Origin of the sequence: Paraburkholderia sp. BL9I2N2 (assembly GCF_004339745.1) — a bacterium.
Classification (GTDB): Bacteria; Pseudomonadota; Gammaproteobacteria; order Burkholderiales; family Burkholderiaceae; genus Paraburkholderia.
Window position 1 is genome coordinate 768,664 of record NZ_SMGP01000003.1, and the last position, 21,545, is coordinate 790,208.

General features: G+C 60.2%; 21 protein-coding genes and 2 pseudogenes. 17 read left to right on the top strand and 6 right to left on the bottom strand.

Annotated features, from left to right (window positions below; all coding sequences use genetic code 11):
* The first annotated feature begins 242 nt into the window (after positions 1–242).
* Entirely contained in the window at positions 243–521 is a 279-nt protein-coding gene (locus B0G74_RS34330; protein WP_342960607.1) for a hypothetical protein, read from the top strand.
* 74 nt (positions 522–595) lie between these two features.
* Positions 596–979, top strand: a pseudogene (locus B0G74_RS34335) (helix-turn-helix domain-containing protein); the annotation flags it as partial.
* A gap of 490 nt (positions 980–1,469) precedes the next feature.
* Here the strand turns inward: B0G74_RS34335 and B0G74_RS34340 are convergent.
* Positions 1,470–1,961, bottom strand: coding sequence for a hypothetical protein (locus B0G74_RS34340; RefSeq protein ID WP_132380634.1), 492 nt, complete (start codon positions 1,959–1,961; stop codon positions 1,470–1,472).
* 1,132 nt (positions 1,962–3,093) lie between these two features.
* Positions 3,094–3,339 (bottom strand): type II toxin-antitoxin system ParD family antitoxin, encoded by a 246-nt coding sequence (locus tag B0G74_RS47065; RefSeq protein WP_243658486.1) that lies wholly within the window; start codon positions 3,337–3,339, stop codon positions 3,094–3,096.
* Between the two features lie 186 nt (positions 3,340–3,525).
* On the opposite strand from B0G74_RS47065, the gene B0G74_RS34355 reads away from it, so the two are divergent.
* Together B0G74_RS34355 and B0G74_RS34360 are read left to right on the top strand one after the other, a co-directional pair.
* Positions 3,526–3,768: a type II toxin-antitoxin system CcdA family antitoxin gene (locus tag B0G74_RS34355; protein ID WP_132380636.1), complete on the top strand. Its 243-nt coding sequence runs from the start codon at positions 3,526–3,528 to the stop codon at positions 3,766–3,768.
* Positions 3,768–4,088: a CcdB family protein gene (locus tag B0G74_RS34360; protein ID WP_132380637.1), complete on the top strand. Its 321-nt coding sequence runs from the start codon at positions 3,768–3,770 to the stop codon at positions 4,086–4,088. The genes B0G74_RS34355 and B0G74_RS34360 overlap by 1 nt, the downstream gene beginning before the upstream one ends.
* 824 nt (positions 4,089–4,912) lie before the next feature.
* Here B0G74_RS34360 and B0G74_RS34370 read toward each other — a convergent pair.
* Together B0G74_RS34370 and B0G74_RS34375 are read right to left on the bottom strand one after the other, a co-directional pair.
* Positions 4,913–5,561 (bottom strand): annotated as a pseudogene (locus tag B0G74_RS34370) (IS66 family transposase zinc-finger binding domain-containing protein); the annotation flags it as partial.
* A gap of 283 nt (positions 5,562–5,844) precedes the next feature.
* Positions 5,845–6,750, bottom strand: coding sequence for a LysR family transcriptional regulator (locus tag B0G74_RS34375; RefSeq protein ID WP_132380639.1), 906 nt, complete (start codon positions 6,748–6,750; stop codon positions 5,845–5,847).
* 95 nt (positions 6,751–6,845) lie between these two features.
* Between B0G74_RS34375 and B0G74_RS34380 the strand changes: the two genes are divergently transcribed.
* The 8 genes from B0G74_RS34380 (at position 6,846) to B0G74_RS34425 (ending at position 14,064) form a co-directional block, all read left to right on the top strand.
* Entirely contained in the window at positions 6,846–7,784 is a 939-nt protein-coding gene (locus B0G74_RS34380) for a 2-dehydropantoate 2-reductase (RefSeq protein WP_132380640.1), read from the top strand.
* 60 nt (positions 7,785–7,844) lie between these two features.
* Positions 7,845–8,237, top strand: a complete 393-nt coding sequence (locus tag B0G74_RS34385; protein ID WP_132380642.1) for a VOC family protein — start codon at positions 7,845–7,847, stop codon at positions 8,235–8,237.
* 1 nt (position 8,238) lies between these two features.
* On the top strand, positions 8,239–8,697 hold the full coding sequence (locus B0G74_RS34390) for a MaoC family dehydratase (RefSeq protein ID WP_132380644.1): 459 nt from the start codon (positions 8,239–8,241) through the stop codon (positions 8,695–8,697).
* Positions 8,697–9,917 (top strand): CoA transferase, encoded by a 1,221-nt coding sequence (locus tag B0G74_RS34395; RefSeq protein WP_132380646.1) that lies wholly within the window; start codon positions 8,697–8,699, stop codon positions 9,915–9,917. Before B0G74_RS34390 ends, B0G74_RS34395 begins: the two co-directional genes overlap by 1 nt.
* The gene (aroE, locus tag B0G74_RS34400; RefSeq protein ID WP_132381308.1) at positions 9,917–10,750 is read left to right on the top strand and encodes a shikimate dehydrogenase; all 834 of its coding nucleotides are present in this window, start codon (positions 9,917–9,919) and stop codon (positions 10,748–10,750) included. Before B0G74_RS34395 ends, aroE begins: the two co-directional genes overlap by 1 nt.
* A gap of 152 nt (positions 10,751–10,902) precedes the next feature.
* A complete protein-coding gene (locus B0G74_RS34405) occupies positions 10,903–11,238 on the top strand; it encodes a hypothetical protein (protein WP_132380648.1) in 336 nt (111 codons plus the stop codon).
* Between the two features lie 205 nt (positions 11,239–11,443).
* Positions 11,444–12,862: an amidase gene (locus tag B0G74_RS34410; RefSeq protein WP_132380650.1), complete on the top strand. Its 1,419-nt coding sequence runs from the start codon at positions 11,444–11,446 to the stop codon at positions 12,860–12,862.
* Positions 12,863–13,758: 896 nt separating this feature from the next.
* Positions 13,759–14,064 carry a hypothetical protein gene (locus B0G74_RS34425; RefSeq protein WP_132380654.1) on the top strand — a complete coding sequence of 102 codons (306 nt, stop codon included), beginning with the start codon at positions 13,759–13,761 and terminating at the stop codon, positions 14,062–14,064.
* Between the two features lie 202 nt (positions 14,065–14,266).
* Here the strand turns inward: B0G74_RS34425 and B0G74_RS34430 are convergent, their stop codons facing one another.
* Together B0G74_RS34430 and B0G74_RS34435 are read right to left on the bottom strand one after the other, a co-directional pair.
* Entirely contained in the window at positions 14,267–14,923 is a 657-nt protein-coding gene (locus tag B0G74_RS34430; protein ID WP_132380656.1) for a GNAT family protein, read from the bottom strand.
* Positions 14,924–15,087: 164 nt separating this feature from the next.
* Positions 15,088–15,789 (bottom strand): GntR family transcriptional regulator, encoded by a 702-nt coding sequence (locus B0G74_RS34435; protein WP_279388637.1) that lies wholly within the window; start codon positions 15,787–15,789, stop codon positions 15,088–15,090.
* A 307-nt stretch (positions 15,790–16,096) separates the two neighbouring features.
* On the opposite strand from B0G74_RS34435, the gene B0G74_RS34440 reads away from it, so the two are divergent.
* The 5 genes from B0G74_RS34440 to B0G74_RS34460 all read left to right on the top strand — a co-directional run bounded on the left by B0G74_RS34440 (position 16,097) and on the right by B0G74_RS34460 (position 21,237).
* Positions 16,097–16,807 carry a fumarylacetoacetate hydrolase family protein gene (locus tag B0G74_RS34440; protein ID WP_243658448.1) on the top strand — a complete coding sequence of 237 codons (711 nt, stop codon included), beginning with the start codon at positions 16,097–16,099 and terminating at the stop codon, positions 16,805–16,807.
* Between the two features lie 2 nt (positions 16,808–16,809).
* On the top strand, positions 16,810–17,688 hold the full coding sequence (locus tag B0G74_RS34445) for a polysaccharide deacetylase family protein (RefSeq protein WP_132380662.1): 879 nt from the start codon (positions 16,810–16,812) through the stop codon (positions 17,686–17,688).
* A gap of 92 nt (positions 17,689–17,780) precedes the next feature.
* Complete coding sequence (locus B0G74_RS34450) at positions 17,781–19,040, top strand: MFS transporter (protein ID WP_132380664.1); 1,260 nt, start codon at positions 17,781–17,783, stop codon at positions 19,038–19,040.
* A 52-nt stretch (positions 19,041–19,092) separates the two neighbouring features.
* Entirely contained in the window at positions 19,093–20,127 is a 1,035-nt protein-coding gene (locus B0G74_RS34455) for an ABC transporter substrate-binding protein (protein ID WP_132380666.1), read from the top strand.
* A gap of 66 nt (positions 20,128–20,193) precedes the next feature.
* Positions 20,194–21,237: a porin gene (locus tag B0G74_RS34460; RefSeq protein ID WP_132380668.1), complete on the top strand. Its 1,044-nt coding sequence runs from the start codon at positions 20,194–20,196 to the stop codon at positions 21,235–21,237.
* Positions 21,238–21,545 lie beyond the last annotated feature (308 nt).

The following is a 21,545-nucleotide window of genomic DNA, read 5'->3' on the forward strand; positions in this document are numbered from 1 at the left end:
GAACCGGCCGTGCCGCGCCTGAGCGACGTCGGCACCAGGTCGTCGTCGAATCCTTCCCGCTGTTTTCTTAAACGCAGCCGGAGGCGATTACAGCGGATGGGTTAAAGGCCCTTGGATCGTACGACACCGATCCGAATTCGGCTGGTTCCGCCGCCATGAGCGGTCATTCGACTCCGGTCAAGGAATCGTGGACATCGACGACTCGGACCGGGGAAGGCCGTGCTTGCTTACGCAGCGGCGATATGCAAAGCCTGTTGACCTTGGGTGCCGAAGATATCGAATGGATTATTCCCGGCGATGGCTGGCCACTGGCCGGCACGCGCCGCGGGCACGACGGACTAAAAGAACGTATTCAGAAGGGATCCGAAACAATGGAGACTTCATTCATGGAAACACGTGAATTCGTCGCGCAGGCAGACCGGGCGCCCGTGATCGGCTTTGCCAAGGGGAAGCTAAGGCCACGAAGAGAACGTGGGAGGATCATTGGATCTGCACTTTCACAGTTCGACACGGCAAGCTGACGAACATCGGCGAGTATGTCAACACGCAGGCATTGGCGCGAGCCTCCGGGATGCCGTGAATCCTGGCCCTGACGATGCGCGAGGTGGACCGGTTCAAGGTCATCCAGGCGGCTGAACGGCTGGGACTGGGCGTGCGCCAGGTCGAGCGGCCGGTGCGGCGTTATGAGGCGGCTGGCGTGGCCGGACTGGTGTCGGGCAAGCGTGGCCGTCCGGGCAACCACCAGCTTCCTGCTGGCAACGCTCAGCGGGCGCTGGCGCTGATCCGCGAGCGCTACCCGCATTTTGGTCCGACGCTGACCTGCGAGAAGCGGCGGGAGTGTCACGGTATCGGGCTGGCGGTCGAGACGGTGCGCACGCTGATGCGGGCGGCCGGGGTGTGGATCCCGCGCAAGGAGCGTGCACCGCGGGTGCACCAGCCGTACAACCGCCGTGCGTGTCTGGGCGAACTGGTGCAGATTGTGATGGCAACGCCCACCGCCGGGCGGCGATTTCCAGCACAGATTACGTGGGAGCGCCTTTCCGTCATAAATTGCGTGGAATTGGTTGGGCCACGCGATTAATGACGGAAAGTGTACGCTTGACACACTCCGAAGCCACGTGATCTCTGTTGAAAATGGGTGCGACCATTTCCAGCACAGATTACGTGGAATATACGATACAGATTACGTGGGAGCGTTTCCGGTGGAGAACAACTTTAGGGACGGAAGGCTGAAAGCGTGAATGACGATGGCGGCGGAGGATGCTGTGTACTACCCATGCACCGCTCCTACCACGTGATCCCGCGCGGCCTCGATCACGGCCAAGGGGCCTGTTGCCAGGACCTCGCGAGGACGCTTCCCATGGAGCATACTGTTCGTCGACTCGAACCACGAGGCAATCCGGAACGGTGTGAAGCCTTCGAAGACCTTCAGGATCTCTGCCACTGCAGGAATCGGGTTGCCGAGATCATCAAAAATGTACCTCGGGTACAAGGTCTGGCCCGCCCGCTCGATGGCAAAAAACCCTGTCTTCCTTCTTCCACCGACTCGTCACAGCATGCAGATTCGTGGCATCCGGATTCTGCTGCTTGCCGACCATCTGAGCCGTCAACCACGTGGTTCCGTCCAGCACAGCTGCAACCGCCTTGGCTTCCATCTCGGCACGCGACGGCGTCATCAGCCTGACCGGTGACGCATCGACGAGACCTTGCAGGACACTATCTTCCTGCTCGCTGATTCGCCGGCGTACCTTGCGAGTCAGCTCTACCTTGGTGTGCTCCGACATGCCACCGCCCAAGTCTTCCAACCCGTCGAGAATTGCAGTCGCAGCAGCACGTGTCGCGTCCAACGCCATCACGATCCGGCCGACGTCACCGACGCCTCCCGCGGTCTGGGATCCGAGCGCCAACGCGGCCATGTTTGCGGGGGCCATCGTTTCGGCACTTGAACGTCTTTTAACCATGGCGTACTCGAAATTGAGAAATGTGATAGTTTAAGTTTATATCACAAGTCTCACATTTCAAGTATCTGCCTCAAAATGCTGCCCCGGGGGTAACTCGCATACCACCCGCTGGGGCGGCCAGAAGTCGCCACCATAGAGACTTAACGTGATTCCTTCAGAAATGCCACGAGACCATCTACGCGTTCTGTTTTCGACGTAAACCGTTTAGAAAAGACGGCGACGGCATTTCTGAACGATTTCTGTCGAATTTTTATAACAGTTTCTGTGAATGCACTCTGGATGACCTTCAAACGGTCGAGTTCGCGCATGTTCAATGTCACCAGTGTGGCTGGACACATGGCCGACTCCGAAATCTCGCAACGGACCGACCAGCATGCCAGCGTTCAAAAACACGACATTTCTATCTGGCTAGAACACGACATTTACATGAAGCCGCTACATCGAAGACGTTGATAATTTATCTTATGTCAAATTATATTCTGAGTGAATCTGCAATATCGCGCTACTCTTCTTCAATCAGGCCGATCGACGAGAGTTCCGCTTCCAGTCATTCCGGCGCTTCTTAAGGCATGTACTGCGCTTTGCCCGCTCGCTTGGTGTCGCGTCGCATCGCATATTCCGCGACAAGCCACCCGCTCGCGAATATTTGTCTCGATCTGCATCGTCAGCGCCTGCCGTGCTCAAGCGTATCGCCGACAGCTTCGTTGCTCTGTATCCTTGACCTGGAGAGAACGGACCGCGGGCAATTGTGCAGCAGGTTGTTGCACAAATTCCGTGTCCGGCAAGCCGGCGCAAGTGAAACGTCTACAAGATTTCCGCTCTTGACTTTTCCTTCTTTGGATCCAAGCGCAGTCTCGTAGTCTTGGCCGCCAGAGAGGGTGCCGACGATAGACACAGTTTCGTCGTCCAGCAAGCAAGCGATGATCGCGCGCTTGCGAAAGTGCGAATTCTAAGTCCCGGCAACAGGTCTTCGCGCGCGACCCCACGAGCAGCGAACGTCTGCAGTGACATGCAGAAGTCTACGATTGCATCGACATAACGTTCCGCGGTGATTGGAGCAGCAGCCTGTGCGATCCGTTCTTCGAGTATCTGCAATGGCCGAGTGCTTCAGGGGCAAACTGAACCTTCCGGTTCATCCGCGACGCGCTCGGGATTTCTTGAGCTCGGCGCGCAGCTGATCGGCAGACAGCGCTCGCCCGGGGTCGTCGCGGAGTGCTTGCGCAGCAGGCACAACCTGATCGCGCAACCATGCTTCGACTGCCCGATCCCGCTCACGAAGTACCCGGAGCGCATCTCGAAGCACTTCGCTGTCGGATGCGTAGTCGCCGACGAGGGACTTGTCATGCAACGATTCCCTGTTTAAAAATTGGGGACAAATTAATTATTTAAAATCCCAATGTGCATCGAAAACCACCTGCTCAACCAAATATTGAGGAGATCCGAAGGACCTCGTCTGACTGCGCCCTAACGCTTTTCCGCGTAGCGCACATCGGCCGCCGACCCGCTTGCGATCCGTCGATCATGTGCAGCATAATGCACATAATTATGCTGCACGGAGCCGCACATGGGCAAAGCCCTCGAAGTTCGACCGCGTAAATCCACCAACGTCACCTTGCCTCCCGAGGTGCTGGAGCGGGCCAAACAACTTGGCATTAATCTTTCGCGCGCGAGCGAGCGCGGTGTACGCGAAGAAATCCAGGAGGCCGAGGCGCGGCGGTGGGCCGATGATAACGCCGAGCTGGTTGCCGCCTACACGGCGATGGTCGATCGCGACGGGCTTCCGCTCGCGAAATACAGGGCGTTTTGATGGCCCGGTTTGATCTCTACGCGAACCCTGACATTGAGACGCGCAAGCTTGCACCTTACCTGCTCGACGTGCAAAGCGCCCATGTCGGCATTTTGCCGACGCGCATCGTAATTCCGCTGCGGCCTGTTCGGCATCTCGCCTTCTCGGGCAAACCATCCGACCTTCTTCCCGTTTTCGAAGTCCACGGCGAAGAATGTTTCCTTGATACGCCTGGCATGAGCGCGGTCCCCTTGAAGGCTCTCGGCAAGTGCATTGGTTCCCTTTCAGATCGACGCGAGGCCATCCTCGCGGCGCTCGACCGGATCTTCGGCGCATACTGAGCGACAACAAATCGACTTTGTTCCTAAGGGGCGACCGTCGTATCAGCGAATCAACCTCGAACCTCTAAATATTGATTTCGCTGTCGCGCTGCACGCTGATACGGCCCCGGGAAAACCGCGATTGGAGATGCGATGCAATTGGACAAGCAACAAAAGAGGCTCAGGCAAAGTGGCGTAACCATGCGTCCTGGCGCGCCAAGCTTGCTGGCAAAGGTACTGGCCGTGGTGATAGGCGCTGCCCTGCTCGTCGTGGGGTTCGCCGTTTCGCTTGTAATGTTGGCAGTGGTTCTTGGAGCAGGAATTGTGATCGGCGGTTTTGTCTGGTGGAAGACGCGCGATCTACGCAAACAGATTCGTGAGCAGGCAATACGCGCACAGCAGACGCACGAGCAGCAGGTGCGCGAGCGCGCGGGCCAGCGCATGGATATCGGCGACGTGATCGAGGACGTAGAGTTCCACGACGAGAATCGACAGAAATAAGCGCTGCTACGTGACTGCGCATGCGCCGCCTGACCGCGGCCGCCGTCGCGCAGTGATTTTCCGACGATGACTTCGAACCAGCCGTCCCGCCGGCTGCTGTGTCCGGCCAGGCGGATGTATCCGCCGTCGATCCCACGGAGCGTACTGAAACGGTGCTGAGTAATAGGGGTATTCGTTCGATCCGTGCAAAATCTGGCGGTAGCGGCGTAAGAAAACCGCTTGTACCAAGGCTCCGCGGCCTCACAGGCTTTTGCAACTTGACGGATTTTCAACTCGTTGATCTGAATGTGATTTTTCGTGCAAACCGCCAGAAAATGCACGGAAAGTACGAATACTCCCCTACGCGTGCCGCGTGAGAGATCGCCACCGAAACCGTGCAGCAACGCGGCGATTCGGTACAGCGGCAGCGCGTCAGCGAACTTACTCACAACCACCCATGCAAGCGCCGATTCAGTGAGTAAGCCCTTCGGGATGATGCGCGCAGGTGCCGGCGTCACCTTGATGCCAAGGTCGCAGCAAGGGCATGCGTATTTGATTCGCTGGTGCTGAATGACGCGAACCTGCTGCGGCACGATATCGAGTTGCTCGCTGATCTCGGCGCCGATCTCGACCAGTGCGTGGCCGTCGCGTGCGCAGACGCGTTCTAGTTCGGGCAACTCATGGCGCACGACGTCGCGAGGCAGCATTGGGTCCAACGGTTTGCGCCCACGCTTCTTGCGTTCATGCGCGCCGACCTCGACGCTCTGTTCCGTTTCGGTCTCTTGAGCCGGCTCGCATCCTGTTGCGAGCGCTTCTGCTTCGTTCAAGAAGAGGTCGCGTTGCTCAGCACCGCGCACTTCGCTCCTGGCGGCAAACAGCTGCCGCTGATAGGCCTTGCTTCTCGCGCAGCAAGTAGCGTTCGACTGTCACCACACGCAACTCGCCCTTCATGGCAGCGAGTTCTGCGCGTAGCGCCTGCAGTTCGTCGGCGGAGGATGAGGATGATGGCGGCATCGCCGGATAGACCAGCGATGCTGGTTCGCGTTTCAGGTCACGCTGATAATAGCGTCGGATGCGCGCGCATCGCTTCGTTGCGGTCGTTCAATGCTGTTTCAACTGACGGCCGCTTCCGGCGCTAGAACCGACGATCGGATTGCCAGTCGGACGCAGGGGCGCGCCTGGAAACTCCCGCACGGGCAGTTCCCGTTGCAGACCACGTCAGCGAGAAACCAGTCCCACAAACGGCAATAAGTTAGGCCCCCCGGCACAGCATGACAACCGCAGCCGACACGCAACGTCACCGCAGACTACTGAACAATTGAGCCACCACATCGCGCAGCCACCGATTCCCCGCTTCGTGGTGATAGCGGGCGTGCCAATGCTGCCGAACTGCAAACCCCTCCACCGGTATCGGACACGAATGCACCGACAGGTCATTGACCTTCGCCAGCGTCTCGCCGATATGCCGCGGCAACGTGGCGATCAGATCGGTGCTCTTGATGATGGCCCCGAGCCCGAGAAAACCCGGCAACTCGAGTACGACGTCCCGTTCGATGTGCTCGCGCACCAGCGCCTGCTCCAGCAGTTGCGCCCCCGTGCCCGCCGCGATGGCGACATGGCCCTCCGTGCGGTACTGCTTGAGCCCAAGCTTGCCGCGCACGCGCGGATGATGCCGGTTCATCAGACACACCCAGTCCTGCATGTATAGCTGTTGCTGGTAGATGCCGCCGCCGAGCCAAGGCACGTGGCCGATTGCCAGGTCGGCCTCGCCCGATTCCAGCGCGCGTTCAGTATTGCCGTCGATCCTCGCGGCTTCGAGACGGATTCCCGGCGCCTGCGCTCGCACGTGCGCCAGCATGCGTGGCAGCAGGGTGATGTGGCTCGCGTCGGTCATGCAGATGCGGAAGCGCCGCTTGGCGGTGGTGGGATCGAAGGCGATTTCCCACGCCGCAAAGCGCCGCAGCGATTCGAGAATCTCCCGGCACGGTCCGATCAGCGCATCGGCTTGTGGCGTCGGTGCCATGCCGCCTGGCGTTCGTATGAAGAGCGGGTCTTGCAGATGCTCCCGCAAACGGCCGAGCCAGATGCTGACAGTTGGCTGGCTTTGTCCAAGCTGCTCCGCGACGCGCGTGACGCTGCGAACGTCGTAGAGAAGATCGAAAAGCTGCAGCAGTTTCAGATCGGGGAGTTCTGCCGGGTTCATGACGATATTGTCTGGCGCAATGACCTCATTGTATCCATTGCATTGCCAGTATGAGCACCGGGTCGTATCGTGATCTCCAGGTCAAGGAGACGATAGTGAAGATTGCGATTCTGGGTGCGGGTGCGCTGGGCTGCGCCGTCGGCGCGGCGCTAACCGAAGGCGGCAACGAGGTCTGGTTGCTGAACCGCTCAGCGGCGCATGTAAATGCAATGCGGCGCGACGGTCTGCTCGTCGACGATGCGAACGGCTCACGTTGCGTGAATGTCAAGGCTACGACGCGGGCCGCCGAGGTGGGTGCCGTCGATCTGGTCGTCGTGCTGGTCAAGTCCTTTCATACCGATGCGGCGATGCGCGGCGCTCTGGAACTGATCGGACCCGAAACCTTGGTGCTATCGCTGCAAAACGGCCTTGGACACGAAGATGTGCTCGCGGACATCGTGGGTCGTGAACGCGTGCTGGCGGGCAAGACTTACGTCGGCGGCGTGCTGCGCAATCCGGGGCACATCGAGTCCGGCGTCGCTGGCAAGGCGACTTTCATCGGCGAACTCGACGGCCACATCACATCCCGCGTGACGGCGATCGCCACAACCTTCAACGCGGCCGGACTGGCCACCACGGTCAGCGACAACATCGTCGGCACGATGTGGGACAAGTTGCTGGTCAATGTCGCAACGGGCGCACTGACGGGCACCACCGGCCTGACCTACGGCCAGCTCTACGACGAGCCACTACTTAAAACAGCCGCCCTGGCAGCCGTTGCCGAAGCGATCGCAGTCGCCCAGGCCGCCGGCGTGACGCTTTCCTCCACCGATCCTGAACGCCCGTGGACCCTCGCCGGCGAAGGCCTTTCCGCCGGCTTCAAGACTTCGATGCTGCAGAGCCTCGAAAAAGGCTCCATCACCGAAATCGACTTTATCAACGGCGCGGTCGTGCGCTGGGGACAACGGCACGGTGTGCCGACGCCCGTCAACGCGACGCTGGTGGCATGCATCAGGGGCATCGAACGCGCGATGACCGACCGAAAAACGCAATAACTGGCATGAGACCCGGGCAAGTGCTTCGCACCAGCTCGGGTCGACAACGGAGACAACCTGATGAACGGCAGCAAAGCCTATCTGGAACATGTCGCTATCTGGGTGAAGGACATCCACTGGCACATCCGCTTTTTCGAAGACGTGCTCGGCATGACGATGCGCGAGGTCGACGGCACGGTAGAGGAACCCCGTCAGTACTGGACGCTTGGCGGCCTGCAATTCATCCATAACCCGCAGCACGACGCACCCGAAGGCCGCCTCGGTCACCTCGGCGTGATGTGCGAGGACATGGAAGCCGCGCTCGCCGCGGCACAAACATACGGCGTCAGCGAAATGCCGCAAGGACGCAACTGGTTGCGCCTGCCCGACGGCCTCGCCGTCGAACTGATTCAGGCGAGGCCTGCCACATGTGTCGCGCAGGCACTGGCGATCAACCCACGTTCAGAGGTTTGACATGACGATCATTGAAAAATACTGGGATGACGCCAGCGAAGGCGACGAGTGCACAAGCCCTACTTACACCGTCACCAAAGAACGCATCCTGGCCTACGCCGACCTCACAGGCGACCACACACCCGTGCATGTGGACGAGGACTACGCGAATGCGAGCCACTTCGGTTCGATCGTCGCTCACGGTCTGTTTGGCCTGTCTATCGCCGATGGCCTCAAGACCCAAAGCGATTACCGTTTCCTGCCGGGTATGTCGCTCGGCTGGACGTGGGACTTCAACCTGCCCATCAAGGTCAACGACGTGCTGCACGTCAAGTTCCGCATCGGCACGATGCGCGCGAGCAAGAGCCGCCCTGACTGGGGGATCGTCTTACTCCCATCCGAGCTGGTTAATCAGGACGGCAAGGTCGTCCAGCATGGCGAGCATCGTCTGATGGTGCCGCGCCGCCCCGGAGCATTCTGATGCAGGCACGTCCTCTTGAAGGTATTCGCGTTGTCGATTACAGCCATTTTCTGGCCGGTCCGTATGTCGGGCGCTGTCTCGCGGCGCTGGGCGCCGAGGTCATCAAGGTCGAGCGTCCCGGCAGCGGCGATGCGGGACGTCAGCATGCCACGGTGCTCGATGACGAACAGAGCGGCTACTTCCTGCAACTCAACATGGGCAAGCGCGGCGTCAGCGTCAATATGCGCGACCCGCGCGGGAAAGAGTTCATGCAACGGCTGTGCGACTCGGCGGATGTGTTCGTCGAGAATTACCGGCCGGGTGCGCTGGACAAACTCGGGCTGGGTTATGACGAACTGTCCGCGCGCAATCCGAAACTGGTCTACTGCTCGATCTCGGCTTATGGCCATACGGGACCCGACGCGCATCGCGCCGGCTTCGGTCTGATTGCCGAAGCAAAGAGCGGGATCATGCAGATGATCGGCACGCCCGGCGAACCGTCGCCGCTGATGCGCATCTCGCTCGGCGACATGTACACAGGAACCCACGCGGTGGCGGCGATCAATGCCGCGCTGCTCGGTCGCGTGAAGAGCGGCCGCGGCCAGCACATCGACATGGCGCTTTACGACACGCTGGTGTCGATGCACGAATACGCCGTGCAGTGCTACACGATGCAAGGCATCCTGCCGGAGCAGACGGGTCACGACATGCCCACGTCGACGCTATACGGCGTGTTTCGTGCCGCCGACGGCGACCTCGTCATCGCGGCCCAGGTGGACGACGCGTGGAAGCGCTTCGCGGTGCTCGTCGAGGCACATGGCGGACCGGCTGGCTTTGGCGCCGACACACGCTTTCACACGCTGGCAGGACGCAATGCGAATCGCCTCGACATCCTGTCCGTCGTGAAGCCATGGGTGGCCAGCCGACCGGTCGCGCAGGTGCTCGACCTGCTGGATGGCATCGATGTGCCTTGCGCCAAGGTGCAGCGCATCGACGAAGTGCTGGCCGATCCGCAGATCGTCGCGCGTGGGATGGTGGTCGAACAGGAGCATCCGCGCTACGGCAAATTGCGTCTGCCGAACCTGCCCTTTCGTTTCTCGGACTGCGACACGACGATCCGCGATGTCGCGCCCGACCTCGGTCAGCACAACGCGGAAGTGGCGCAATCGCTGGGCTTCGACATCGCCGAAATCGACGCGATGCAAACCGACGGCGTGTTGTATTCAAAAGTGAGGCCATGATGAGCGACCAGTATGCAGTGATCGGCAACCCGATCGAACACACGAAATCTCCGCTGATCCACGGTCTCTTCGCACAGGAGACGCAGCAGGACATGGCCTATACGGCCATCGAAGGTCCACTGGAGCCGCAGGACGCATTCGCCGCGACGGTGCGTGCGTTCATTGCGGCGGGCGGCAAAGGCATGAACGTGACCGCGCCGTTCAAGCTGAAGGCGTTTGCGATGGCCGACGAGCGCAGCGAACGGGCGAAACTGGCGGGCGCCACCAACGCGCTGAGCTTCAAGGACGGCCGCATCATCGCCGAGAACTTCGACGGCATCGGCCTGCTACACGACATTAAGGTCAACCTGAAACTGCCGATGGGCGGCACGCGCGTGCTGTTGCTCGGCGCGGGTGGCGCAGTGCGTGGCGCATTGCTGCCCTTCCTTGCCGCGCAACCTGCCGAACTGGTCGTCGCGAACCGGGATACGGCGAAGGTCAAGGCGCTAGTCGCGCAGGTCGTGACGCGCGGCCCGCTGCTTGCCTGTGGCTACCGCGATCTCGAGACAATGGGACAGTTCGATCTGGTGGTCAACGCGACGTCGGCCAGTCTCACTGGCGAGTTGCCGCCCGTTCCGCCGAGCGTCTTCAGTCCAACGGGTGTGGCCTATGAACTGGCCTACGGAAAGCGTCTGACGCCCTTCTTGCGACTCGCCCGCAATGCGGGTACGCAGCACGTCGCGGACGGAGTCGGCATGCTGGTCGAGCAGGCAGCAGAGGCCTTCGCGTGGTGGCGTGGCGTGCGGCCCGAGACGCGGGCCGTGATCGACCGGCTAACGGTGCCGCTGGATTGAAGCACTGGAGTTAGGATTGGAAAGGATCCCAATGTCAACTGGACACGTGAGGATCGCCAGCGCATCACGACCCCTGGCTGTGGTCCGTCCAAGGCCGGCGTGATCGGCACAGCCCACAACCTTCCTCAAAGGCTCGAAGCTTTCGGGCTCGAGTGGCAGCTTTCGAAGCGAACGCGACCTTCGAGTGTCCGTCTGCACGTGCGGGCGAGCGACTGCAGTTGGCCTATTCCGGCAGTTCGACGTTCAACGAGAATCGCGCGTCGCCGAGCCGCGCCCCATCTTCCGCGGTCGACTGCGGATTCAACCGGTCGCTGCATCGGCCGTTTGGCGACCGGCGACTGCTCCTCAAACTATCGGCTTTCGACAATTCACCACAACGCCCGCGGCTGTCAGTAATCCGCCAGAAGTTGTTGACGAATGTCGATCTGGCTTGCTTGTTGCCGATCGGCCAACCAGTCATTTTTATACGCTTTCGCAGCTACAAATAACGCAGGCACCCACGTCTTCCTGGTCGTTGAGATCGCACTATCCAGCGCGCTGGAGAATGTTTCCAGGATCCGCCGTTTATCTTGCGTCAGTGCGCGCCTACACTCCGTTCGTCTTAGCGATATATGCCTATGTGCCGTGAACTGCACGGCGCGTTTTTCCGCGCATATACCTCCTCGAATGTATGTCCACGTATAGGCGGCAGCCATGAGCTTCACGAACGATGACACAAAGATTTTCTATCGCGACGCGACCGAACTGGCGCGTTTGATCCGGACCAAAGAGATCTCACCCGTCGAGGTCATAAAAGCGCATCTGGATCGCATCGAGACGGTCAACCCAAAGGTTAATGCGGTCGTCACCTTGATGCGGGACAACGCAGTCAACACCGCTAAAGCAGCAGAAAAAGCCGTCATGAACGGCGACGTGTTGGGACCGCTGCACGGCGTGCCGTTTTCCATCAAGGATGCCCTGGATACGGCTGGCGTTTTGACCCAGCGAGGCTCCAGGCTCTTCGCGGGCAACATACCTACGCAGGATGCCACTGCTGTTGCCCGATTCAAGGCCGCTGGCGGAATCCCGCTGCTGAAGAGCAATCTTCCCGAATTTTCAGCGTGGACCGAAACAGACAACCTTGTGACTGGCCGCACCAACAACCCGTGGAACCTCGAACGTACCCCGGGCGGATCGTCTGGCGGGGAGTCCGCGGCGATCGCCGCCGGCATGACGCCGATCGGCATCGGCAGTGACGTGGCGATCTCTGTGCGCGGCCCGGCTGCATTTACGGGGATTGCCGCTCTTAAAGCTACGCACGGTCGTATTCCGTACACCGGGCATTATCCGGGCGTCACCCAGCGCTGGTGGCATGTTGGTCCGATGGCCCGGACAGTCCGCGACGTGGCTCTCGGCTATTCGATTCTGAAAGGCCCGGACGGAGTCGACGGCTACGCTGTACATCAGAGCAATGCCGATTCCAGCGATGTCAACCTGGCGGGTCGCGCGCTCAAGGTCGGCTGGGTATCGGACGGTGCCTTTGGTCCCGTTGATCCGGAGATCACTGCTGCTGTGAAAGCCGCTGCGAAGCAACTTTCCGACCTCGGGTTCGACGTCGAAGAAGTTCGCCTGCCGTTCCTCGGCGATCCGCTGAGTACGTTGATGACAACCGTATACGGTGAGATCGTGCCGTACATCAAAAAACTTGCCGCTGGCCGCGAAAGCGATCTGCACGAAATCGGCAAGGGCATCATTGCGTTTTCAGATCCTTCCTTTAGCGACTACTTGACCGCCGAGAGCAACGCCGAAGCGCTGAGATCGGGATTTGCCGGCGTTTTTCAGAAATACGACGTACTGCTGTGCCCCGTCAATCCAATGACGGCAACGCCTCACGGCGCTCAGGAACTCACGGTCAACGGCGAAACCGTGTCCTGGATGCACGTCATGAGGGCCACCTCGCCGTTCAACGTCACCGGGCTCCCCGCTCTCTCCGTTCCGTATGCGTTCAGTTCGGAGAGCCTTCCGATCGGCATTCAGCTGGTGTCCAAATGGCTCAACGAGGCCACGATCCTGCGCCTTGGCGCGCTCCTCAAGCGCCGCGGCGGTCTTGGCGATCGGCGCCCTCCGCTCTGATCAAACCCGTCTCGACAGGAGACGGGTTTGACACGTGGCAGCCTGACGAATGAGCGCCGTCGCCACAACCACCGGGCGCCAAAAAATTGAGGTGTCAAATGAAGCAGATTCTCGTTCGGAAGACGGGAGGCCCCGGGGGTGCTGGAACTGGTCTCCTCGCAGTCGCCATCGCCGCGATCAGATGAAGTGCTCGTCGATGTCGAAGCTGCAGGCGTGAACTATGTCGATGTGTACCAGCGAAATGGAGGGGTTGATTACCAGTCCGGTGTCTTCGTGCCCGGCTTTGAAGGCGTTGGAACGATCCTTGAGGTTGGGAGCTCCGTAGCGTCGCTGAAAGCAGGCACCCGGGTCGCCTGGATAAACGTCCCTGGCTCCTATTCGGAGCACGTTGCGCAGTACGCGGCTCTTGACACAAGCTTGCTATGCGCCCTTGCTGCCGGAAACCCATTGCCTCGTATATTGCTCCGGCATGGTAGGTTTCATCTGCAACCATGACAAGCCGGTCCGAACGCCCGGCGGCCTGCCTGATCACCTCGGTCACAAGGTTTTGCAAACATTTCGGTTTCGATGCACTTGCTGAGGGTCGCTGCTGCAGGACCAGCATGTTGCCGAAAAAATATTTGGGCGCGTCTGGTGTGGGGCGACGATATAGTCACTCCGGACGGCCACATTCAGCGCACATATGGCTCGAGTAAACGTTGAACCGGACACTTTACTTCGAGAAACTCTTGTCGCCCTGACTTAATCGCGCGCGCGGCAGCCTGCTGATGACGAGACAAATGGCGCGTGGGCGGTTTCATTCCTTACGAGCATGCTCGACGATCGATCGCGCGGTGATACGGTTTGATCAATCGGAAGCCGTGATCGTTCGTCTGCCAACGCCACCCGATGCGGACGTGCTTTCAAGACTCGTTGGCACGTACGAAACGCCTCTCGGCAGGAAGATCGGTGTCAAACTGAGTCGGGCCGGCGATATCTCGTTATTTCATCCGGGCGAACCCGCCGATGTCCTTAAACCATTCAAAGGCCTGCAATTTCGCAGCAGCGATTTTCCAGACATCACTTTCGAATTCGTTCTCGAAGAAGAGGGTCGTGCGAGAGCGCTTCGCCATTGGAACGCACATGTCGAGTTGGAGTGGCCGCGCATCGACGACTCCATCCCCGCTGACGCGCTCGAAGACGAAGGGCTGCTCAAGAGCTAGTACGCTGTTGCCGGTAGGCGACAGGGGCCAAGGCTAACGGCCCCGAAACGCCGGCCGTAGCAGGGTAACAGAGCCATCCATACGCTCTGTTTGTTCCTTTAACGATAGGTCGAATGTGTCGAGAAAGGTCAGTCTTGTCGCCGATTCACAATTCGAGTTGACGCTCCGCCCCTGGCCGACACTTGCCGAACCGAGCGCAAGTTCAAGCTAGTTTTGAATAGACTCGCGTGTTTCGTAAACTACCGTCCGGGGCGCGCCGTTCCTGCCGCAACACGCCTTCTAGTTGCATCCCAATGCGCTCACAAAGTCGAATGCTCCTTATGTTCAAATCGTCGCAGATCGCCTCGACTCGCTTCGCCCCGAAATTGGAAAAAGCATAGTTTGCCAAGGCATCGGCGGCTTCGCTGAACATTCCCCGTCCCACAAGCGACGACCGTCCCCAAAAACCGAGTTCAAAAACTGGGACGGCCCATCTGGGCCGGTGAAGACCGCCGCAGCCCACAACGATGCCTGACGTCTTATCGATAAACAAAAACGGAAAGTCTTTTCTTGCTTGAAAATTTGCCGAACCCGCAAGGCAAAACGACTCGGACGTATCAATCGATGGTGTTCCGAGCGCCCATGGCATGGACGCTGGGAAGCGCCTCAGTTCCGTTAGTGCGTCGACGGTCGCGTAGAACAACTCAGGACCGTCACCAGACCGAGGGCACCTGATGACCAGACGGTCCGTTTCAAACGACGTAGGTAGATTTGGAAAGATCAATATCGTCGAGAACGTCGGCAAAATGCTAAAGCACCAAATTGTCGACGATTCAGCCTGGCTTGTCGACCGGCCGTTTTTGGCCGGTCGCCGTCTCATGCGATGGGCATATGGGGCACATGATTCGAACTATTGCGAGCGCCGGCACGTGATCGCTCTCAGCCCTTAGGTTCCCCCGGCTCATCGTTGAGCATGCTTTTTTCGAATTCATCGAAACGGCTCGCACCGGTATGCGCGCACCTTTCGGTGCGCAACAGGTTGCGCTACTCCACCGCTGCCTTCCGCTGCCCTGGCCTGTTTCGTTGCGCGGTAGTGATCTGCCGGCTGGCCGCGCGGATCAGCGACGTCTTCACGCTCACGACGTGCTGCCGCATCAGCGCTTCGGCTTCACGCGGCTCGCGCGCGAGGATCGCGTCATAAATACGATGGTGAAAGCGGTGACGTTCGCGAATGTCGTCGATTTCGAACGCGAGAATGTTGTGCGTCGAAGTCTGGGGAATCTGTTGGCACAGACGCAACACATCGGACACCAGCCGCGAACTCGCCGCGTCATGAATGACGGAATGGAAAATCTCATTGATTTCCGCGTATTCCGCGCGCTGGGCATTCGGTTCGATGCCGCTGGCAAGAATCTGATCGCCGCGCGTCAGCGCGTTTTCGAGCTCAATGCAGGCATCGGCGGAAAGGCCGCGCTCGGCGGCAAGCCGGGCGGCGAGACCTTCGGCGAGCGCCCGCATTTCATACGCATCGACAATTTCCGATAGCGGAAACGCGCGCACAGTGAAGCCGCGGTTCGGTGTGTAAGTCAACAATCCTTCACCCGCGAGCATCTGCAGCGCGGCCCGTAGTGGCGTGCGCGAGACGGCGAGGTCGCGACTTAGCGAGACTTCGTTGATGCGCGATCCGGATGCAATCACCCCATCGAGCAGATCCTGTCGGATACGTTCGGCGAGTTCGCCGGACAGCGTCGCCGCCCCGGTTTTTTTCCATCATTGGCGTCCTTCGACTTAGAGACGTGCCTGATTATAAATCAGAGCTGAGCACAATTATGGCTCGCGTGCGGTGAATCGTATGCATCTGGTAAGTGCATGTCACCATCCGTGTGCAGGGGAAGCCCCAATATGCACGGCCAGAAATACCAAATGCACCGATTCTGCGCGCATGCAATCAACGGTTTTTCAATGCGCAAACTGAATACACTTTAGCATTGACATGGCATTATTGTACACACATGATCAGTGCAACCCGTCTTCACTGTCCGGAGAATCAAGCTTGACCGTCGATCAGTCTTCTTATGCCGTTGCATTGGCTACACCCGTCCTGTCCGTTGCCGGCAGCGCTTCCCGCTTCCCCGTTCGCCGGGTGTACTGCGTTGGCCGCAACTATGTCGAACACATCCGCGAAATGAAGGAAGGGGATGAACGCGATCCGCCTTTCTTCTTCCAGAAACCGTCGGACTCGATCGTCGCGAACGGCGCCGAACTGAGCTTTCCGCCGTACACCGAAGACTTCCAGCACGAGATCGAACTGGTCGCCGCGATCGGTAAGTGCGGCATGAATATTTCAGTTGAAGACGCGCTCAGCCATGTGTTCGGGTACGCGGTCGGTATCGATATGACGCGCCGCGACCGTCAGCGCGAAGCGCGCGAACGGATGCTACCGTGGGAGATCGGCAAGTCGTTCGACGAATCGGCGCCGTGCGGCCCGCTGCATCCGGTCGAACGCGTCGGCCATATCGGACGCGGCTCGATTTCGCTTTCCGTGAACGGCGAGGCGCGCCAGAAGGGCGACCTCGGCCAGATGATCTGGAATGTGCCGGAGATCATTGCGAACCTCTCGACACAATACGAACTGAAGGCCGGCGACCTGATCTTCACCGGCACGCCTGCGGGCGTCGGTCCGGTCGTGCCCGGTGACCGCATCGAAGGCGTGATCGAAGGGCTCGACACTGTCCACTTCACCATTGGCTCCAGGAAACAATGACTATGCTACCGAACGAACGTCTTGCTTATTCGCCGATCGTCGATCGGCCGAAACTCGCGTTGCCGGGCGACGCGAAACTTGCTGTCTGGGTAATCGTCAATATCGAAGAATGGAATCCGCGCGAAACGATGCCACGCACCGTGCTGACGCCGCCGGCCGGCGGCTCGCCGACACCAGACATCCCGAACTGGGCGTGGCACGAGTACGGCAATCGCGTCGCGTTCTGGCGGATGCTCGATGTGCTGGATACGCTCGGCATTCGCGCGGCGCTGGCGATCAACGGTTCCGCGATCCGCGCCTATGAACCGATCTCGCGGGCGGCGCTCGAGCGGGGCTGGGAGTTCATGGGTCACGGCTACAGCCAGAAGAACATGCAGAAGGTGGACGACGAGCGCGCCGACATCCTGAAGACCACCACTGCAATCCGCGATTTCACCGGCCGCGCGCCGCGCGGCTGGCTCGGACCTGGCCTGACGGAGACGTGGGAGACGCCGGATATCCTCGCCGAAGAAGGCTACGACTATGTGTGCGACTGGGTGCTAGACGACCAGCCGCTGTACCTGAAGACGCGCGGCAAACCGATTGTCAGCGTTCCCTATACGCAGGAATGCAACGACGTCGCGATGATGCTGATTCAGCTTCATGCGGCCGTCGAATACCGCACCCGCGCGATCGACCAGTTCGAACAGCTGTACGCCGATGCACAGAACGAGCCGCGCGTGATGGCGCTCGTCGTCCATCCGTACATCATGGGCGTGCCGCACCGGCTGCGTTATTTCCGCGAGGCGCTGGCGCATATCCGTGCGCGTCCTGGCGTCGTGTTCACGACCGGCAGCGAGATTTGCGACGCGTTCGTGGCCTCCACTCCGATGTCGGACTGACCCGCAGACGGATACGCGCGTTGGCCGCCAACGGCGGCGCAATTCCAGCAGTAAGCGGCGGCCCGGCGGTCGTCGCCTTCTTCGAGACGCTCATGAAAAACACCGTTTCGCAGGCCGGGGGCCGGCCTGCAGGTCCCGTCGTTGCCGCCGTCGCCATGTTTGTCGTGTTGCTGGCGTCCTATTCGATCAACGCGATGGACCGGCAGATCTTCCCGCTGCTCGCGGCCGACGTGCGCCACGAGTTAGGCTTTGGCCTTGCGGAAACCGGACTTCTGTCGACCATCTTCACGCTCGGCATGGCGATCGCCGGCGTGCCGACCGGCTTCCTGCTTGCCCGGCTCTCGCGCAAAAGCGCGACCATCATAGGCATTGCGATCTTTTCGCTCGGCACGGTGCTGACTGCCTGCGCGCACGGCTTTGTCGACATGCTGCTGTATCGCGCCGCGACCGGCATCGGCGAGGCAATGCAACTGACGGTGATCATCGCAATCGGCACCAGCTACTTCACCCGCTTCCGGTCGACTGCGGTGGGCGCGGTGAACTTCTCGTTCGGCGTCGGCGCGATCGTCGGCCCTATCGCAGGCAGCGGCTTGCTGGCGATGCGGCATACGTGGCGGTTTCCGATGGTCGTATTCGGCCTCCTCGGGGTGGTCGCGATCGTACTGCTCGCTGTCGCGGTGCGCCCATGGTTCAGCGAAGTCCGGGCCGCGGAAGCGAGCCGCAATAGCGCGCAGATTTCCGCGCCGCCGACGCTGCTCAACCGCAACACCGTTCTGTTGACGGTGCTCAGCCTGATCGGCGGCCTGATCATCTATGGGTATCTCGGCATGTACCCAACGTTCCTGCGCGAGCATCTGGCCTTCACGCCGGCCGTTACCGGACACGTGATGAGCGCCTACGGAATCGGTGTGTTCGCATCGATTGCGGGCGGCTGGATCGGCGACTCCCTGTCGGCTCGCAAAGTGCTCTCGGTGAGCTTTCTGATTGCCGCCGTGCTCGGCTACGGTTTGTTCTACTCCGCCACCAGCGTGGCTGCACAGGAAGCGTTGTCGTTCGTGTGGGGCCTCGTCGTCAGCGGAACCATTTATGTGAACCTCGCCGGTTATCACATTCGTTCGGTCAGCGGCCATTTGAACAACAAGGCGTCGGGCGTGTTCGTGTCAAGCGTGTACGGTTCGGCATCGATTGCCGGCTACACGATCGGATGGCTTGCCACGTCCGCCGGATGGTCGGCGGCCGGCCTCGAACAGATTTCTTTGCTGGCTTGCGTCGGCGCACTCATTTCGCTGGGATTGCAGCCGTCGAAGATGGCATTGCCGGTAAGCCGAATGATGACGGCAGACGCGAAGTAGATCGTCTGCGGTTTTTTTAAAATATGTTGCATCCTACATTTAGGATTGTTAAGTGAATACAGCTATAAAGAAATCAATGGCAAGACTGACGGCTGCGGCATTCATCGCGTGCGCGATGTCGGCTCTCCCGGTTACGGCGGCACAAGCGCAGCAGCCGGCACCCAGCTTGGGCGACGTCACCGTCAACGTGTTCCCCGGCGGGTTCAACTGGCCGAGCTATGTCGCCGAGGACAAAGGTTTCTTCCAGCAGCACGGCATCAACGTGATCCTGCAAGCGACTACCGGTTCCGTCGCGCAGATGACCGATCTGTCTCAGGGACACTTTGATATCGCGATGACGGCGATCGACAACATCGTCGCCTATGTCGAAGGCGAAGGCGAAGCGCCGATCGGTCCGCAGCCGGACTTCGTCGCCGTGATGGGGAGCGACAGCAGCTTCCTGAGTCTCGTCGCGGCGCCGGACATCAAAACCTACGACGAACTGCGCGGCAAGACGCTGTCGGTCGATGCGCGCACCACCGGCTACGCATTCGTGCTGTACGACATGCTGGCGCGCAAGGGCCTGAAGCCTGGCGACTACACGGTCGAGACGGCGGGCGGCATGACCCAGCGCTGGACGGCACTGCAGCACCACATGCAGGTCGCCACGCTGCTGTCGACGCCGTTCAACATTCTTGCTCGCAACGAAGGCTTCAATCAGATCGTGGCCGCGACCGACGTCATCGGTCCGTATCAGGGCAACGTCGCGGCGACTCGCCGGTCGTGGGCGCGCCAGAACAAGCCGAAGCTGGTGGCGTTCATTCAGGCGTACGTCGAGGCGATCGACTGGCTCTACGACCCGAAAAATCATGACGAGGCGATCCGCATCCTGTTGAAAAACGTGCCGCAGATGTCGCCTGAACTGGCCTCCACGACGTACGGCGAACTGCTCGATCCGAAAGCGGGATTCTTCCGCAAGGGCCGAATCAGCGTGCCGGGCATCAAGACGGTGCTGGCGCTGCGCACCCGCTATGCGATGCCGCACAAAGCGCTGAAAGACCCGATGAAGTACTACGACCCGACCTATTACCGCGCCGCCATGCACTGATTCGTTGCGCCCGGCAGGACCGAAATCAGAACCAGAATCAGAGCCGTAAGCTACGGAGAACCAAATATGAACAGGAAATTGCGTCGCGCGCTGCCTGCGGTGGCGTTTGCCGCGATGTGCGGGAGCGGCGTGGCCGCGGCCCAGTCGAGTGTGACTTTGTACGGCGACGTCGATGCTTTCGTCGGAGCGAAAAAGGCGTTGGGTGGGAAGACCGCATTTATGGTCGGCAACGGCGGCGCAACCGCGTCGTTCTGGGGAATTAAAGGCTCTGAAGATTTGGGTGGCGGCTATCAGGCCATATTCGAGCTGGAAAGCTACTTCTCGGTGCAGAACGGTACGTTCGGCCGGTTCGCGGGCGACGGCTTTTTCTCGCGCAATGCGTGGGTCGGCGTGAACGCGCCATGGGGCAAGCTGGTCGCCGGCCAGATCGGACCGCTCTACTGGAATTCGACGATCTTCTTCAATCCGTTCTTCAACTCGTTCGTGTTCTCGCCGGCGGTGATCCATACCTATGTGCCGGTCAACGGCCAGGGCGTGGGCGGCGGCGGTGGCGAGTGGAGCAACGCGGTCACGTATTCGACCGTGCCGTATGGCGGCTGGCAACTCAACGCCCAATACGCGTTTGGCAATGCAGCCGGCGAGCCCGGGCAGAACAAATGGGCTGGACAGGTGATCTACCGTAGCGGCGCGTTGGCGGCCAACGTGGTCTACCAGCAGATCAAGTTCAATACGGTGGCGGGCGACCTCGCGGCGAGCGTACCGGGCCTGTCGACGCAGTCGGCGGTGCAGGCAGGCACCACTTACGATTTCGGCACCGTCAAGCTGTACGGCCAGTATCAGTACGTGTCGAACGCGATCTCCGGCGGCGGGTACCACGTCAACTTCGGCGAGCTTGGGGCATCCATCAAGGTCGGCACGGGCAGCATTCTGATGTCCGACGGGATGTCGAAGAGCGGCGGGCAACGGGACGATTTCCGCAACACGTGGTCGGTCGGCTATGACTATCCGTTGTCCGGCCGCACGATCGTGTACGCTGCGGTCCTCGGCGATCATGCGACGAACTTCTCGTACGGTTACACCGTAGGGGGCGGTATCCGGACATTGTTCTGATCGACGTAAAGTCGTCACCCGGCGGTGCCGAGGCGTGAAAGCGCAATGAATCTGTCACCACCCGCGGTACGGCGCGATGCGGTTCAGCGGCGTTGCGGTGACACATTTGCTTCCACTCTCGGACAAATAAAAGTGACAACTCGCCTCAGTCCGAATTAGATCTGTCACTTCGCGTCGCAAGCCCTGGAATTAGCATCCAAGCTCTTGATGAGGCTAGCGAAGTCTCGACGTTGATGCGGGCCACAGTCGGAGTCCGCATCGGTGCGTGCGGTTTGAATCGCATCGGCGCAGTTACGCGTGGAAAAGGC